The sequence below is a fragment of the Paenibacillus guangzhouensis genome (genome assembly GCF_009363075.1).
GTDB classification, from domain to species: Bacteria; Bacillota; Bacilli; order Paenibacillales; family Paenibacillaceae; genus Paenibacillus_K; species Paenibacillus_K guangzhouensis.
In genome coordinates this window covers 848,020-863,915 of the sequence record NZ_CP045293.1, presented here as the reverse complement: position 1 = coordinate 863,915, position 15,896 = coordinate 848,020, and the positions used below count along the sequence as shown (strand labels likewise).

General features: G+C 51.6%; 13 protein-coding genes. All 13 read right to left on the bottom strand.

The genetic code is table 11. From position 1 onward, the window contains the following. Positions 1–16 precede the first annotated feature (16 nt). The 13 genes from GCU39_RS03655 to thpR all read right to left on the bottom strand — a co-directional run bounded on the left by GCU39_RS03655 (position 17) and on the right by thpR (position 15,808). Positions 17–619 (bottom strand): hypothetical protein, encoded by a 603-nt coding sequence (locus GCU39_RS03655; protein WP_152392263.1) that lies wholly within the window; start codon positions 617–619, stop codon positions 17–19. After that, a complete protein-coding gene (locus GCU39_RS03650; RefSeq protein WP_152392262.1) occupies positions 609–803 on the bottom strand; it encodes a type II toxin-antitoxin system antitoxin in 195 nt (64 codons plus the stop codon). Before GCU39_RS03650 ends, GCU39_RS03655 begins: the two co-directional genes overlap by 11 nt. 17 nt (positions 804–820) lie before the next feature. Beyond that, entirely contained in the window at positions 821–1,687 is an 867-nt protein-coding gene (locus GCU39_RS03645) for an SPFH domain-containing protein (protein WP_152392261.1), read from the bottom strand. Between the two features lie 165 nt (positions 1,688–1,852). Beyond that, complete coding sequence (gene gcvPB / locus GCU39_RS03640) at positions 1,853–3,415, bottom strand: aminomethyl-transferring glycine dehydrogenase subunit GcvPB (protein ID WP_152392260.1); 1,563 nt, start codon at positions 3,413–3,415, stop codon at positions 1,853–1,855. After that, positions 3,412–4,836 (bottom strand): aminomethyl-transferring glycine dehydrogenase subunit GcvPA, encoded by a 1,425-nt coding sequence (gene gcvPA / locus GCU39_RS03635; protein ID WP_152392259.1) that lies wholly within the window; start codon positions 4,834–4,836, stop codon positions 3,412–3,414. Before gcvPA ends, gcvPB begins: the two co-directional genes overlap by 4 nt. Positions 4,837–4,864: 28 nt before the next feature. After that, positions 4,865–5,647 (bottom strand): SDR family NAD(P)-dependent oxidoreductase, encoded by a 783-nt coding sequence (locus GCU39_RS03630; protein WP_152392258.1) that lies wholly within the window; start codon positions 5,645–5,647, stop codon positions 4,865–4,867. After that, the gene (gene ebgA, locus GCU39_RS03625) at positions 5,640–8,777 is read right to left on the bottom strand and encodes a beta-galactosidase subunit alpha (RefSeq protein ID WP_152392257.1); all 3,138 of its coding nucleotides are present in this window, start codon (positions 8,775–8,777) and stop codon (positions 5,640–5,642) included. The genes GCU39_RS03630 and ebgA overlap by 8 nt, the downstream gene beginning before the upstream one ends. Before the next feature lie 18 nt (positions 8,778–8,795). Then, positions 8,796–9,980 (bottom strand): response regulator transcription factor, encoded by a 1,185-nt coding sequence (locus GCU39_RS03620; protein WP_152392256.1) that lies wholly within the window; start codon positions 9,978–9,980, stop codon positions 8,796–8,798. Between the two features lie 34 nt (positions 9,981–10,014). Continuing rightward, positions 10,015–10,842 (bottom strand): carbohydrate ABC transporter permease, encoded by an 828-nt coding sequence (locus GCU39_RS03615; protein WP_152392255.1) that lies wholly within the window; start codon positions 10,840–10,842, stop codon positions 10,015–10,017. Positions 10,843–10,854: 12 nt separating this feature from the next. Beyond that, on the bottom strand, positions 10,855–11,739 hold the full coding sequence (locus GCU39_RS03610) for a carbohydrate ABC transporter permease (protein ID WP_152392254.1): 885 nt from the start codon (positions 11,737–11,739) through the stop codon (positions 10,855–10,857). Positions 11,740–11,846: 107 nt separating this feature from the next. Next, positions 11,847–13,181: an ABC transporter substrate-binding protein gene (locus tag GCU39_RS03605; protein ID WP_152392253.1), complete on the bottom strand. Its 1,335-nt coding sequence runs from the start codon at positions 13,179–13,181 to the stop codon at positions 11,847–11,849. A gap of 82 nt (positions 13,182–13,263) precedes the next feature. Then, positions 13,264–15,012 carry a sensor histidine kinase gene (locus GCU39_RS03600; protein WP_193726756.1) on the bottom strand — a complete coding sequence of 583 codons (1,749 nt, stop codon included), beginning with the start codon at positions 15,010–15,012 and terminating at the stop codon, positions 13,264–13,266. A 217-nt stretch (positions 15,013–15,229) separates the two neighbouring features. Next, complete coding sequence (thpR, locus tag GCU39_RS03595; protein ID WP_152392251.1) at positions 15,230–15,808, bottom strand: RNA 2',3'-cyclic phosphodiesterase; 579 nt, start codon at positions 15,806–15,808, stop codon at positions 15,230–15,232. Positions 15,809–15,896: the final 88 nt, after the last annotated feature.

Sequence of the window (15,896 nt, the reverse complement as noted above, 5' to 3'; positions counted from 1 at the left end):
TCGTTATTGGCTATGCTTACCGTGTCTCATAGATCACGCTCTGATCCCTCAGCGCTGAGATGAACTGCTCCATCAGCTCGACACCCGCAGCAATCTGATGCTCTTCCAGCTTCTTGATGCGTTCACGATACGTGAGCTTCGCCTTATGATCTTTGATGCTGAGCTTTAATTCCGCATCCGGATGCTCAAGGAGCTTGTCTTGCAGCTGTTCGTGCTTCAGCACTGATCTGAAGATGCTCGGATGGGACGAGCTGCCCCGATACAGCTTCGCCATCGCTGAATTCGGCATCGATGTTGGCCGCAATCGCTGCAACCAACTCGCCATACGTTTCGTCGGCAGCAACGTGAATTCCAGCTTGCGCCGCGGCCTGAATTCATAAGAGATCTCCACGGTATCTGCCGATCCTCCACTATTCCCTGACTCGATGATGATGACCTTGATCTCCCCTGCGCTTTTGCGAGAGTTAACCAATGCATGCTGAGGCGTATAGCTGAAGCTTTTCAGAGCAGAGGCGTGATAGGTTCCGTGATAGACATGCGCGAATTGACGGAGAATCCCGGTGCTCTTCGGCTCCCACCATTTCTTGCGAACCTGTTCTTTCTTCGAATCATTCACCATCCGAATCCTCCTCCTTCCGCTGCCGTCTCACCACAGGAAGCCGTCCTGCTTCTCTTAGCGCTTCACGCAGCAAATATTCCATATGACCATTCACGCTTCGAAATTCATCCGCTGCCCAGCGCTCCAAAGCCTCGTAAATGGTCGGATCAAGGCGTAGAGGGAAACTCTTCTTCTTGCTTGCCATGGGTACGGATTACGCCTCTAATACAGCGTGCTCGTATTGATTACCGGCTGGGCAGACCGATCCGACACCACAGCGACGAGTAGATTGTTAATCATCGCTGCCTTACGCTCTTCATCAAGCTCAATCGCTCCATCTGCTTCCAGACGCTGAATCGCCAATTGAACCATCGATACGGCTCCTTCTACGATTTTCTCGCGAGCAGCAATGATAGCGGTCGCCTGCTGACGCTGCAGCATCGCGCTAGCGATTTCCGTCGAATAAGCGAGATGTGTAAGGCGTGACTCGATCACATTCACCCCGGCAATCGCTAAGCGGTTCTGCAGCTCCGTGCTGAGCTCCAGTGCGATCTCTTCCGCATTGCTGCGCAGCGAGAACCCTGCGCCATCCACCGCATCATACGGATATTTGCTTGCCACGTGACGCAGTGCCGTCTCGCTCTGAATTTCGACAAATGTCTCGTATTCATCCACTTCAAACAACGCTTTCGCCGAATCCACAACGGAGAAGACAACAACCGCCGCAATCTCGATTGGATTCCCTTCCACATCATTCACTTTTAATTTCGCGCTATTGAAGTTACGAACACGCAAGGACACTTTCTTGTGGGACGAGAAAGGAATCGTCATATAGAAGCCGCTCTCGCGTATAACACCTAAATATTGACCGAAAAACGTAATCACATTCGCTTGATTCGGCTGAACAATGGTGAGCCCCGTGAGCAAGATCAAGGCGACAACCTCCAGAACAACCCCTAAAGCAATCAATAGACCGTTCGAATCACTGCCCCCCGCTACGAGGACGTACACGCCAACACCGATGGCGATAAGTGCTAGCAATAACCCCCAAAACCCATTCACAGAAGGACTTTTCTTCTCAAGTAACATACCAGCTCACTCCTTAATATCTCTAAGATATCTTTATGATATCACTTTTAACTAATATTGTAAATTATTATTTTGTCCTGATATCAGCTAAATACAAAAAAAACCTAGCCTCATGCCGTCATTGGGCAGAAGCTAGGCTCTATGCATGCACTTATTCGCGCATCACTACTCGTTAGGTGTCGTCTTCTTCAAGTATGCTCTCCATGTGATGCACCATTCTTTCGGATCATCGAAGCTCGAATCCTCGATCCGGTGTACCGTGCTGCGTGTCGGTGCAGTCTTCACGATCTCAGGATTGCTGTATGCTTCGTCCGAGATTTGCTGTAAGGCATTGATGTATTCATCCAGGTCCTCTTTGGAGTAGGACTCGGTTGGTTCGAGCGTGAACGGCTGCGGTACGACGTACGGATGATGACTAGTCCAGTAATGAAGGCCAAAGTCGCACATCCGGCGTGTAACATCTTCTGTTGTTACCCCCGTCTCCTCCGTCATTTGCTCCCAGCTGTATCGAACCTGCTCTAAGCGGTTTCCTTTGACATACGGAGCAGAAGCACCGCGGATTTTCAATATCTTATGGTACAAATAGTTATTGTTCAGCACGGCCGTATGCGCCACTTGACGCAGGCCTTCCGCGCCTAGGCTGCGAACCCATGCGTACGAGCGCAGCACAGTCTGTGCGACCCCGTGGAAGCTGCGGACCTTACCGATACTTAAGTCGCCCACTTCCTTCAGATCGTAGCGCTCACCGTCGTATTCTACGATCGGGCCCGGTAGGAACGGGGTCAGCGCATCGACGACGCCAAGCGCCCCTGTGGCTGGACCACCGCACATATGCGGTGCCGCAAACGTCTTGTGCAGATTGAAGAAGCACATATCGAAGCCTGCTTCCTTCGCGCGTGTCACGCCAAGCAGTCCGTTCGCATTCGCCTGATCATAATAGCAAATACCGCCCGCTTCATGAACAAGGTCCGTAAACTCTTTGATTCTTGGATTATAAATACCTGTATCTTCCGGATTCGCCACGACGAAACCAGCGGTACGAGGAGAGATAACTTTCTTCAGCTCTTCAATATCTGGGAAGCCGTCAGCATCCGGATAAAGCGTAATAATCTTATAGCCCTTCACGACCGCCGTTGCCGCTTGAGATGGATGCGAGAAGATCGTCGTAATGATCTCATTGCGCTGCTCGCCCTCGCCTCTGGAATCATGATACGCGCGCACGATCGAAGCCATCGCGAGCAAAGCCTGCGTGCCAGAGCTCGGTTGGAATGTAAATTTGTCCATGCCGGAAATTTCGCGCATTGCAAGGTCCAGCTTGTAGAATACTTCCAGAATGCCTTGTGAGCTGCTGACGTCTTGCAGCGGATGTAGATCCATGATCTTCGGAGTGCGAATCATCATCTCATTGATGCGTGGGATATACTTCATCGTACAAGTCCCTTGACCGATCTCAACGTTGAAGTCGGAGCCCATCGTCTCTTGGGAGAGTCTAAGATAGTGACGAAGCACTTTCGCTTGGCCAATCTCCGGCAGCGCTGGAAGCGCCGTACGTTTCATCGTATCCGGAATACGAGAGATCCCGTCTCCAACTATCGATTCAATCATCGCCTCCGCTTGGGGGACTTCCACGCCGCGTTCACCCGGCTTGTGAAGCTCGAATATGATCGGCTCATCCCATTTCGCTTGATGGAAATTTCTCACTTTATGATTTCTAACGATCCGTTTCATACCGACTCCACCTCTTCCTTCACTTGAATAGCACATGCTGTCTTAATGGCTGCAGCGAGTGTCTCTAATTCTTCTTGCGCATGAACTTCGGTGACGCAATACAACGCACATTGACCGAGTTCTGGGAAATCTTCCGAGAGATCCTTACCGCCTTGGATGCCTTCCGCTAGCAATTGCTGATGAATCTCACGAACCGTCTTGCCCGTGCCGTTAAAATCAACGACGAACTCCTTGAAGAAGGTCGATTGTAGACGAATCTTAACGCCGTCAATCGCTGCAAGCAGGTCAGCAGCATACTGCGATTTCTGCATGATCGTCTGTCCGAGCTCCTGCATGCCGTAAGGGCCAAGCAGAGCCAGGTAGACGCCCGCTGTAATTCCCCATAGCGCCGTCTGGGTACCAACGGACTCTTTGCCCGTCTCGCGGTGTGCGAAGGAAGTACGCTCATAAGCGACATCGCCGAAGCCATATTCGCCTTCCACAATCGTCGGTGCAATTCCGAACAGGCGGGATGGGTATTCCATGACGAATTTCTCTTCATCCCGTGTAGCGATGAAGCCAGCCTGACCCCCGCCATAGTTCATGTGCATGCCTAACGGCTGAAGGTCGCCGCAGATAATATCTGCGCCGTATTGGCTAGGCGGCTTCAAGACGCCAAGCGAGCTTGGATCCACGCCGACGACATAGAGTGCGCCTGCTGCGTGAGCGATATCTGCGATTTGTTGACCTTGTGATTCAATCGTACCAAGGAATGTCGGGTTCTCGAAGTAAACAGCCGCCGTGTTCGGACCGACCTTTGCCTTCAAGTCTTCAAGATCCAGCTCGCCTGAAGGATCATTAAACGCAACGAGCTGATAAGACAACTGCGGCGTAATATAGTTCGCGATAATCATTAGCTTATCGCGATCGATCGTCGCAGGAAGCAAGACTTCCGTGCGTCCCGTAATCCGAGACGCCATGCGAAGCGATGTCGATGCAGCTTGGGCCCAGTCGAATGTAGGTACATTGACAACATCCATATCGACAAGCTCGGCCACCAAGCTCTGGTATTCGAAGAGCGATTGGAATCGCCCTTTATCTTCATAAGGCTCACCGGCGTAGGCCGTCACGAATTCCGAGCGCTGATTAATCTCATCGCATACGGCCGGGATGAAGTGCTGCCAGCAGCCTGCGCCGAGGAAGTTGATCGTCTCGTTCGCGCTCTTGTTCTTCTGCAGCAGCTTGTCGATCTCCCGTTTCAATTCGAATTCGGATAAGGCAGGAGGCAGATCCATTAACCGATCCATCTTAATGGCGTCGGGAATAATGTCGTATAAGTCCTGGATCCGTTCAACGCCGATTTCATCGAGCATTTGGCGCTGCACTTCAGGAATCATATTTGGAATATAAGGATGTACACTAGCTTTTCTACGCGTTTCCATGCGATCACCTCATTCGTAATATTATGGTTTATGCCAAGCCGCCGCCGTCAACGACAACGACGCTGCCGGTTACCCAGCTGGATAGATCACTTGCTAAGAACAATACTGTGCCTGCAATATCGCGTGGCGTGCCAAGACGCTCCAGCGGACGACCAGATGCCGATGATACGAGGAAGGATTTCTCTTCCTTGCCCAGCTGTTTCGCTTCATCGCGAAGGAGTGGCGTATCGGTGTCGCCCGGACATACGCAGTTCACGCGGATATTTTGTGGACCGTGATCGATCGCCATCGCTTTGGTCAAGTTCACGACACCCGCTTTGGCTGCGCAATAGGCTGCCGCTTGATCGCCGCCTTTGAGTCCCCAGCCGGAGCCAGTGTTGACGATGCTGCCACCGCCGCCAGCTGCCATGACCGGAATCGCATACTTAGACAGGAGGTATGCGCCCTTAAGCGATACGTCCATGACAAGATCCCAATCCTTCTCCTCGAGCTCAACGACCGTCTTACGGCGAATGACACCTGCATTGTTGAACAGGATATCGATGCGTCCGAAGTCGCCTTTGATTTGTTCAACGACGTTCTGGCAATCTTCCCCAGAGGTCACGTTGCAGCGATAAAACTTCGCTTGACCACCATTCTCGCGAATTTTCGCGGCAGCTTGTTCGCCTAGCTGCTCATTGATATCCAGCAGCATCACGTTCGCACCGAACTCCGCGAGCATTTCGGCAGTCGCGTAACCGATCCCGGAAGCTCCTCCTGTGACGATAGCAACTCTCGAATCTAGGCGTAAAATGTTAGCAGAATTATTCATGGTTGTTGAACCCCTTTCGCAAAGTAGATGGTGAAATCATTTGATTGGAATAAGGTTTTAGCATCATGCCGAATTGGAATGCTTCCGGACGAAGCTCGTACGGCGGCAATTGCGGCTGACCGCAGCTGTTGCTGCCGAGGCCGTTCTGACGGTAATCGAGATGCAGCGTAATGGTCTCGCGCGGCTTAAGGTCTGTCGTATGCTTCGCCTGCTCCAGATCCTCGTTCGTATAGCGATGCGCGCTGAACTCGAGCAGCTGCGGCAGACCTGCTGCGAAGAATCCAATACCGCGTTTATTCGTAAGCGATGCCCATGTGACATCGGTACGGTTGCCATTGTCTTGCGGGTAAATATAGTTGGTGAACAGATCATCCACCGTCGACTTATACGTCCCGAACAGGTTCGCTTGCTTACTGTCCGCATACGACTCTCCAGGTCCTCTGCCTTCCCAAGCCACCTGGTCCATCGTGCCAGGAATGCGCAGTTCCAGCCCGATGCGTGGCAGCATCTTCGGCGGCGTGCCGATTGGGGCGCCTTGCACATCCACCTGTACGTGACCTCCGCCGGATATGCTGTATACATACGTAACCTGGAAGCCCCAGTCGCTGACAATTGGCGCTACGCGCGCTTGCACTTCGATGCGAAGCGAGGATGGGCTAATCGCCTCCCACGCCACTTGGTCGATGCGGTGCGTCATCTTGTGCACGTAAGCCTTGCGCCAGTCTTGTACGACGTACATATCGTTATCGATCGGCGCGCGCCAGAAGGAGAGCAGCGGTCCCATCTCATCCACGATCATCGCATGGCCTTCATATTGCCAGGAAGCGATCTTCCCGCGGACGAGATCGAATCCAAGCTCGAAATTGTAGCCCTTCACCGCAAGACGCTGACCACGCTGCTCCACGTGAAGAGGCTCATGATAGTCCGCCGCTGTCACGGACGTACCCGCGATGACTGGCAACTCGAATTGCGCCGTCGCCAGCTCGTGGCCCTTACTCGCCCATACACAATCCGCACGCAGTGTGTAACGAACGGTGAGATACGCTCTCGTATCCTTCGCCGCAGTTAATGCATTCGCATCGTATGCAATCGTGATGACGGCCCGCTCGCCCGGCTGTACGCTTGGCAGTCCTTGCGTCCCGCTCTGACGAACTTCCCCATCAATATGGATAGACCAATTCAGCTCCAAATGGTCCAGGCCGATGAAGTCGTACCGGTTCTCGATCATTAGCTGGCCTTGCTCTACATTCACCATTTCCGTGAAGATCGGTTCAATGATCTTCTTATATTCCAATAAGCCCGGCGAAGGCGTACGGTCTGGGAACACTAAGCCATCGATACAGAAGTTCGAGTTGTTCGGATCGTCGCCGAAGTCGCCGCCGTAGGCGTAATACACTTCGCCGTTATCGTTCACCTGTTGAATCCCGTGATCGATCCACTCCCAGATAAACCCGCCTTGCAAGCCTTTATACTTGCGGAAGACCTCGTCGTACTCTTTCAATCCGCCAGGCCCGTTGCCCATCGCATGCGCGTATTCGCAAATGATGCGCGGCTTCCGGATATCCTCGGCCACTTCGAGATCCGCCTCGCAGAGCGTAGACAGCTTCTCACACGTCGAGTACATCGTACTCATCACATCAACGGACTTTCCTTCGCGATCCTCTTCATAATGAATGATGCGCGTCGGTTCGTTCGCTCTGCACCAAGCCGCCATCGCTTCGAAGTTGCATCCGTAGCCGGATTCGTTCCCCATCGACCACATGATGATGCTTGGATGGTTCTTATCCCGCTCTACCATGCGCTCCATCCGTTCCACGTAGACTTCCTTCCAAGCTGGATCGTCGCTGATCTTGCTAATATTGCCGAGCGGCTCAAAGCCGTGCGTCTCGAGATCCGCTTCGTCCATAACGTACAATCCATAGATATCACATAGATCATAGAAATACGGATCATTCGGATAATGCGAAGTCCGAACCGCATTGATGTTATGCTGCTTCATTAAGAGCACGTCCTGCAGCATCGTCTCGCGCGGCGTATAGCGTCCCATTTCCGGATGATGGTCGTGACGGTTGACCCCTTTGAGCTGAATCGCGACACCGTTCACGAGGAAATTACCTTTCTTAATGACAATCGTGCGGAAGCCCACTCGATATGGAATACATTCGACGCATCCGCCTTGTGCATCTTCCAATTCAATGACGAGATGGTACAGGTTCGGTTGTTCCGCAGACCATAACAGCGGATTCGCAATCTCAATACTCACCTCTACGTCAGTCTCTGCACCGGCCACCACGGCGATCTGTCCCATCTTCGCCGTTCCTACCTCCACCTGCCCCGACGCGTCGAGCAAGACACAGCGCAAGTGATAACCTGACGCTGCTAGTCCTGTTAAGTTCGCAAGATTGGCTCTGACATGCAATGTGCCATGTCCATGATCTTCCGTCACATCGGTACGCACCGTGAAATCGTGAACCTGTACCTCCGGGCGTGCCCAGAGGCTCACGTCCCTGAAAATACCGCTCATGTACCACATGTCCTGGTCCTCTACGTACGTTCCATCAGACCACTGATAGACCTTAACCGATAGTTGGTTAGGCCCGGATTGAACATATTTAGTTATATCGAACTCAGACGGAAGCCGACTGCCTTGGCTGTAGCCTACTTCTTCCCCGTTCACCCACACATGGAACGCGCTATCTACGCCTTCGAATCGAAGGACGATTTGTCTTCCGTCCCATTGCTTCGGAACATGGAACTCCCTGCGGTAGCACCCTGTCGGATTCTCCGACGGCACACGCGGCGGATCTACCGGAATCGGATACAGCAGATCCGTATAGTGCGGCTTGCCGTAGCCTTGCAGCTGCCAGTGGCCCGGTACTTCGATCGCGTCCCATCCTGCAACATCGTAGTCCGTACGATAGAATTCAGGTGCGAGCTGCGGCGCTTCCGCGAAGTGGAATTTCCACATGCCGTTCAATTGTTGATACCATGGGGATTGCCCGCGCTCATATGATAATGCGGATGCCGCATCCGAATAGGAGTGGAAATACGTATGGCTCTTCATCCGATTGCGGTGCAATACTTCTAAGTTCTCCCAATCATTCTGCTGTACCGTGTTGTTGTTCTTCATCACAGTGTGTCTTCCCCCTTAAGTCAGTTCATTAATGACGTTTTTTTTGCTGGAGCGATATTGGCTCGGGGATAATCCCGTAACACGCTTGAACCATTTGCTGAAATAATTGGCGTCAATCATGCCTAGATGCTCCGATATCTCACTCACACTCATCAGCGTAGTGAGGAGCATATACTCGGCTTTATGAAGTTTCATTTTGCTCTGGAAATCGATGATGTTCTCGCCAACGACCCGCTTGAACAACGTGCTGAAGTGGCTTCGGCTGAAGCCGACTGCATCCGCGAGTTCCGCAACCGACATGCTGCTCCCTTCATCCTTCAGAATCAGCTGAACGGCTTGCGTGATCGGTTCAGGCCATGCATCATTCCAGACATCGTATTTCCGCCAGAGCTCATCTTGGCGATACAACTGCATCACGATGAGAATCCATGCTTCATGCGTGTGGATTGGACCATCCGCCTGCCAGGTCAGCTTCTTGTTCTGACTCTTGGCCGCCTTGAGCCGGAACATGACCAACTCATCCGCCTCCGGCTTGCATAGGAACAGATCGCGCCCCTTCCCGCATGGAATTCGTTCGTTTGGCAGCCCGACGGCTTGTTCCATACCCACCCAATCCGCTGGATTCAGCGTCTGTTCGCTATCGGACCGGATCAGGTACATTCGACACCCTCCCTGCATCCATGCCCAGTCGGTCTGGAACCATCGCGCAAGATGCTCCTCGATATCGGAGGTGAAGCCGCCAAGCCACGAATAGATCTGCGCTTGGCGGTCTCTTGCCTCGTTCAACGACTCTCCTTGCTCCTGACTGCGCTGCCGGAATTGCTGCTCGAATTGCCGCAAGTAATATCCGAGCTCTTCTTCGTCGAGCGCCGTCTTGAGCACATAACCTGATGCGCCGATGCGGAACCCCTGCTGCGCATACGAGAAATCTTCGTGGCAGCTCAGCAGGAGGATCTGGGTCTCGCTCGCCGCCTGCTTCACGCGTCTGGCAAGTTCAAGCCCATTGAGTTTCGGCATCACAATGTCAGTGATCACAACATCCGGCTTATATTGCAAGAATGCTTCCCAGCCTTTAAGTCCATTGGGGGCGTCCGCTACAACTTCCATGCCGTACCGCCCCCAGTCCACCGTGGCCCGAAGTCCTTGGCGGACGATTAATTCGTCATCGACGATGAGTACCTTCATGTTCCGAATGGCCAAGCGGCAACGCCTCCTCACCCGCAAGTGCAGTACATTATCCTTTGATCGTGCCTTCCGTCAGCCCCGCGATAATCTGCTTCTGGAAGATGAAGATCGCGAGCAGCATCGGCACCACGCTGATGACCGAGCCTGACATAATCAAGTTATATGGCGTTCGAACACCGGATTGCAGGGCGCGAATGGCCACCGCAAGTGTCAGATTCTCTTGGGACCGCAGGATGATCGTCGGCCACAAAAAGTTGTTCCACTCTTCGACGAAGAAGATAATCCCGAGGCTTGCGAACGCAGGTATCAGGATCGGCGCGACAATTCGGAAGTAAATCCGCGCTTCTGAGCATCCATCAATTCGGGAAGCTTCGAGCAATTCATTCTCGATCGTCATGCAGTACTGCCGCATGTAGAAGATCCCGAATGCGCTTGTGAGCCGCGGCAGAATGACGCCCCACAGCTGGTCGATCATGCCGAGATCGCGGTAGATCACGAACAACGGAACCAGACTCGATTCCATCGGAATCATGAGCGAAGCGAGGACGAGTCCGAATAGCAATCCTTTGCCGCGGAACTGGTATTTCGCGAAAGCGAACCCGGCCATCGAGCAGAAGAACAAACCACCGACGGTCCCCGTGATCGCGGTGAACAAGCTGTTCAGAATGACGCGTCCAAAATCTTTCTCTGTGAACAAAATCGTGAAGTTCTCCAAGTGCAGCTTCGCAGGAATCCATACCGGCGGATGGGCGAAGATTTCGCTCTTCTCCTTGAAGGAAGAACTGATCATCCATGCGAACGGGAAGAGGAACGCTGCCGCGAATTCAAGGAAGATGACGAACATGGCGATGGAAAATATTCTCGTCTGAACTCTCATGTCCCTCGCCTCCTAGTCACGTTCCCGGAACAGCCTGAGCTGCACCAAGGATAGAATCATCATCAGAATGAAGAAGAAGATGGAGATCGTCGACGCGTACCCCATATTCAAATTTTTGAAGCTCTCGTTGTAGATCAAGACGACCGGTGTCGTCGTCGCCATGTTCGGCCCGCCACCCGTTAGGATGAACGGCTCCGTGAAGAGCGAGAACGTACCTAGCGTCGAGAGGATCGTACAGAAAGCAAGCAATCGCCGCATCAGTGGTAACGTAATATGCCAGAAGGATTGAATACCATTGGCGCCATCCACTTTGGCTGCCTCATACAGCGACTTTGAGATGCCTTGAATACCGCCTAACAACAAGATCATGTTGTATCCCGTCCACCGGAAGATGACGAGGATCGCGACGGACACCCTTGCCCACCAAGGCGTCTCCAAGAACCGAATCGGCTCGTCGAGCAGCCCGAGCGACATCAATATTTGATTGAGAATTCCTTGGTCAGCGTTAAAGATCAGCAAGAACACAAAGGAGATCGCGACGACGGAAGTAATATTCGGAATGAAAAATACCGTTCTGAAAAATCCAGTCCACTTCATCCAAGTCGCGCTCAGGCATGCCGCGAAGATCAGCGCAAGCGCCAGCATGACGGGTACATACAGCACGAAGATGAGGACGCTATTCACAATCGATTGCCAGAAATCACCGCTCTTCAGCAAGGTGACATAATTCGCAAGACCGACGAAGGTCTTCGTCTCTTGCCCATGCCATTCATTAAAGCTGAGATACACCGAATACGTAAAAGGTAAAAAAACAAAGATAATGAAACAAATCACGAACGGAGCAATAAACCAATACGGCGCTGATTTGAATTGCCATTTCCAATACAAGTTCTGCATGAGACTCTCCCCCAAGATGTTAAGCCTTCGTCATCATCCCTCGAGCATATAAAGTCCGAATTCGAAGGCTGCCATCCCGTTACATATGAAGTTGCTTGCGCTGGTCTTTATTTACGCCCAGTCTTCTGTCTCAGTTGATCTGCTGTCTTCTTGAACACTTCCTCAACGGATTTCTTGTCGAGGAAAATTTCAGCGAACGCGTTGCGAATCAGTTCGTTCGCGAGCGGATAATCTTTCGTATAGGTGATCGGTGTTGCATTCTTCACCGCGTCCACATAAAGCGTGCGTACAGGCTGGTCATTGAAATATGGCACTTTCTCTTGGAACACAGGATCTTGGTACGTCGTCTCCAGGGACGGGAACAAGCCGCCTTCCATCATCTTGAGCTGCGATGCATCGTTGCCGAGCATAAATTCGATGAACTTCCATGCTTCTTCCGGATGCTTCGAATTTTTGTTGATCGCCAGATTCGATCCGCCATCGATGGCGCTGCTATATTTGTCGTCTTCGGACCATTTCGGCATTGGCGCTACGGACCATTTGCCCGCCCCGTTCGGATCAATCAAGCTTGGCAGCAAGCCGTCATACCAGGATGCACCGACGATTGTCGCTTGTTTGTTCTGTTGGAAGGAGCTGTACCACGCATCGCTCCAAGGCTGAACTTCGTTCGCATAACCCGCGTTCATCATGTCGACGAAATATTGACCGATCTTAATGAATTCAGGGTTATCGACTTGAACCGATCCGTCTTTGCCGAAGAACCACATATCATGCTGCCACAACATCTGCTGGAAGATCGTACCATCGGTCTTGGTCTTGGAGTCCGCCATGATCGCGACGCCCGTCTTCTCCTTGAGCTGCTTCGCGAACCGTTTGTAGTCCTCCCACGTCTTCAGCTGTTCTGCTACATCCTTCGGTTCATACGGAAGACCTGCCTGCTTGAACAAATCATTGCGATAGAACATCACGACCGGACCACTGTCCCAAGGCATCGCATAAGCTTTGCCGTCCTTCATCGCATCAGCCCACTTATAGGCATTCATCTTCTCTTTGTAAGGCGCGACCTTATCGCTGATATCAAGCAATCCGCCCGTCTCGATCATTTGAGACAATCGATGCGACTCCAGGTTGACGATATCCGGCACCTTGTCTGAAGAGCTTGCTGCGATCAGGAAGTTCTGGTACACATCCGCTTGCGCGAGAACATGCAGATCCACATCGATATTCGGATACTTCTCTTTGAACGCTGGCATATTCAGGTCAATGACGTTTTTGGCATCTTCCCAAATCCATACGACAATTTTCGTCTTCTCTCCTGGATCTCCGCCGGAGGCCGCTTCTTCTTTCTTCACTCCGGAACCGCCTGAACAGCCTGTTAGCGCGATACTAGCCAATAGAACCATACTGAGGAGCGTCGAAAATACTCTTTTTTTTGGTCTCAAAGCTCGTTCCCCCTTCGACGTTGTCGTTTATTTGTCCTCATTATATAAGGACTGTAAGCGCTTTAACACGGAATTTTGTTAGCTATAACCTGCCAATTTGTTCGGTCGTCGCAACCGAAATCGCTGTGATTCGCGGCCACCTTATCGTAATTGTCGTCCCTTTGTTCTCTTCAGAGGTGATTTCCATCCCAAAATTGCGTCCGAAGTGCAGTTTGAACTTCTGATCCACATTGAAGCACCCAAGTCCTCCGCTACCCAGCGCACGAGGTTGGTTCTCCGTGAGCAGCGTCTTCAATCGGTCCTCCGCAATCCCTTGCCCATCATCCTTCAGCACGAGGACAAGATTCTCCCCCTCTTGCATCATTTGAAGCGATATATTTCCCTGTCCATCTTCGAACCCATGAAAAAACGTATTCTCTAGCAGCGGCTGCAGCGTCATGCGCGGGATCAGGCAATTGAACAGCGCCTTATCGCAATCGAACTGAAAGTGGAAGGCAAGTCCATAGCGAGCCTCTTGTATTTTCAAATAATGGTCAACCGTGTACATTTCCCGTTCGATGGATATGAGCTCCTCCGTTATGACGAGATTCCCTTCTAATACTTTGGTTAAATGATAGATCATGCCCCTAATGTCCTCGTCGCCCTTCATTTTTGCTTGCCATTGAATCATATTTAACGTATTCAGAAGCAAATGCGGGTTAATCTGGTAGTGGTAGGCCCTTAGTTCAGCCTCTTTCTTCAACTGCTCCTTCAGCTTCACTTCTTCAATGAGGTCTTCGATCTGCTCCACCATCTTATTGAAGCTGCCGCCTAGCCGGCCTAATTCATCTTCCGTCTCCGGCTCGATCCGCGAGTGGAATTTGCCGATACCTACGAGCTGCATATTGTTCTTCAGAGAGATGATTCGCCGCGTGATCCGCGCCGAGAAGAAATAAGATACGAGCAACGACAACAGCAGCGCAAATCCAATCAACGCAATCGTGAAATACCGTATCGTCAATGTCTCTTGAAAGACCGGCTCGAAGGGTGTTCTTACCTCGATCGTCCAGTGATTCGATTCCAGCTCCTTCTTCCAGACCAAATCATCTGCATGTTCCTCTCGGTTGGCGTTCGTCTGATAGATCACGCGTCCGCTTCGGTCGGTAATGGTTAGGTAGGAGTGCAAATTGTGTTCAATCAGGTCGAAAGAAGTCATCAGCTTCGATGCATCCATCTCAACGACAATCTTGCTGTTCATCAGCGATCCGTATTGCCCTAGCATCGGGAAGACGAGTCCAATGACCTGCTTAGGAAGATTCAAATTTTGGGCGAGATAAGGGCTTGTTCCATGGATCCCCGTCCAATAGGCGCCTTTGTAGTCCTCCGGAATCTCCTGCCACCATTTCTGATCATGCATCTGATCAACGTCGATCTGCGGAGAACCGTAATAATAACCGGAGGGTGTAATCACGTAGATCCCTGTTGTATCTAACGTTTTGTGGGAGTCCAAGAGCCGATTGAAGTTCGCCTGCGCCAGAAAATCGCTATAAGACGTCGGTTCCTTCCCATCCAATACATTGCTAATCGGATCCAGCAGGTACGAATAGATAAACCTTGTCGTGGCCTGCATCTGCCGGGAATAGGAATCGACTTGTGCCTCCAGCTGTGTGATCGTCGATTGACCATACTGCACCATCTGCGACTCCACTACTTCGGAAGATTTGGAAAATGACAAATACCCCAGAATAAGCAGCGGAATCGTCGCCACCATCACAAAAAATAAAAATAATTTCATTCGCAGACTGCGCTTGGGGTAATCCATGAAACTGCGAACACGATGCATCCATGCCATAGACATATTCTCCTCTCCATACATTCCATCATGTAACCCGATATTATATTTGGAAACGCTTACAATAACCTGTGTTATGTTGAAACTTCGTATCTAAAATTGTAGGTACTATTGTACTACGCTCCTCAGGCGGCATGTCAATGGGCTGCGCCGACAAATGAAAAAGGCCATAACCCTGTAGGTTATGGCCTAGTTGTACGCATTCACGGCTATACAATCAAGCGAATGGGATCAGCGCCCGCTTCTCATACATCGGCTTCTTATCTAGGTGCGTCTTGTAAATCACCAAATGATCTACACTCCAGGCGATTTCTTCCATCGGCTGGAGGACATGTGTACTGTCTATGTTGAACTCTTCATGCCCCCTATACTTGCGCGCCATCGTAATATGAGGGCGATACGGACGATCCTCCGGCATAAATCCGAGCGGCTTGGTGACATCAAGCACAGCCTCTACGACGTTCTCGAGCGCTGGAATATCTCCGCGAACTCCCGCCCACAAGACACGAGGCGCACTTGCCGTTCCGAAGGTACCCGTGCCGCTCAACTCCAGCGTGAATGGTTCAATCTGGCGCACCGCTTCTTTGAGCGCGGGAACTAGCTGATCGAATACCTCTTGACGGGTATCGCCGAGAAATTGAACGGTAATATGATAATCTTCAGGATGAACCCATTTCGCGAACGACAATATCTGCTCTGCTTCGGCCTGCCAACGTTCCAGCTCCATGCTCGCCGCTTCGCCGAGACCAACGGCGATGAACAGTCGTCCTGCTCCCTGTTCCGGTATGTTCATCATTCCTTCACCTCCACTTCTATCAGTGTGTACAAGTCTGTGCTACTTTATCGTCTTCGGCTCACTCATCCGCTTAAAAACAGAAAAAACC

What these genes read in the sequence shown, in the direction of transcription:
- GCU39_RS03615 (WP_152392255.1), bottom strand. Translation starts at nt 10,842, where the DNA reads ATGAGAGTTCAGACGAGAATATTTTCCATCGCCATGTTCGTCATCTTC.
- GCU39_RS03645 (WP_152392261.1), bottom strand. Translation starts at nt 1,687, where the DNA reads ATGTTACTTGAGAAGAAAAGTCCTTCTGTGAATGGGTTTTGGGGGTTA.
- GCU39_RS03600 (WP_193726756.1), bottom strand. Translation starts at nt 15,012, where the DNA reads ATGGCATGGATGCATCGTGTTCGCAGTTTCATGGATTACCCCAAGCGC.
- GCU39_RS03610 (WP_152392254.1), bottom strand. Translation starts at nt 11,739, where the DNA reads ATGCAGAACTTGTATTGGAAATGGCAATTCAAATCAGCGCCGTATTGG.
- GCU39_RS03650 (WP_152392262.1), bottom strand. Translation starts at nt 803, where the DNA reads ATGGCAAGCAAGAAGAAGAGTTTCCCTCTACGCCTTGATCCGACCATT.
- GCU39_RS03630 (WP_152392258.1), bottom strand. Translation starts at nt 5,647, where the DNA reads ATGAATAATTCTGCTAACATTTTACGCCTAGATTCGAGAGTTGCTATC.
- ebgA (WP_152392257.1), bottom strand. Translation starts at nt 8,777, where the DNA reads ATGAAGAACAACAACACGGTACAGCAGAATGATTGGGAGAACTTAGAA.
- GCU39_RS03655 (WP_152392263.1), bottom strand. Translation starts at nt 619, where the DNA reads ATGGTGAATGATTCGAAGAAAGAACAGGTTCGCAAGAAATGGTGGGAG.
- gcvPB (WP_152392260.1), bottom strand. Translation starts at nt 3,415, where the DNA reads ATGAAACGGATCGTTAGAAATCATAAAGTGAGAAATTTCCATCAAGCG.
- thpR (WP_152392251.1), bottom strand. Translation starts at nt 15,808, where the DNA reads ATGATGAACATACCGGAACAGGGAGCAGGACGACTGTTCATCGCCGTT.
- gcvPA (WP_152392259.1), bottom strand. Translation starts at nt 4,836, where the DNA reads ATGGAAACGCGTAGAAAAGCTAGTGTACATCCTTATATTCCAAATATG.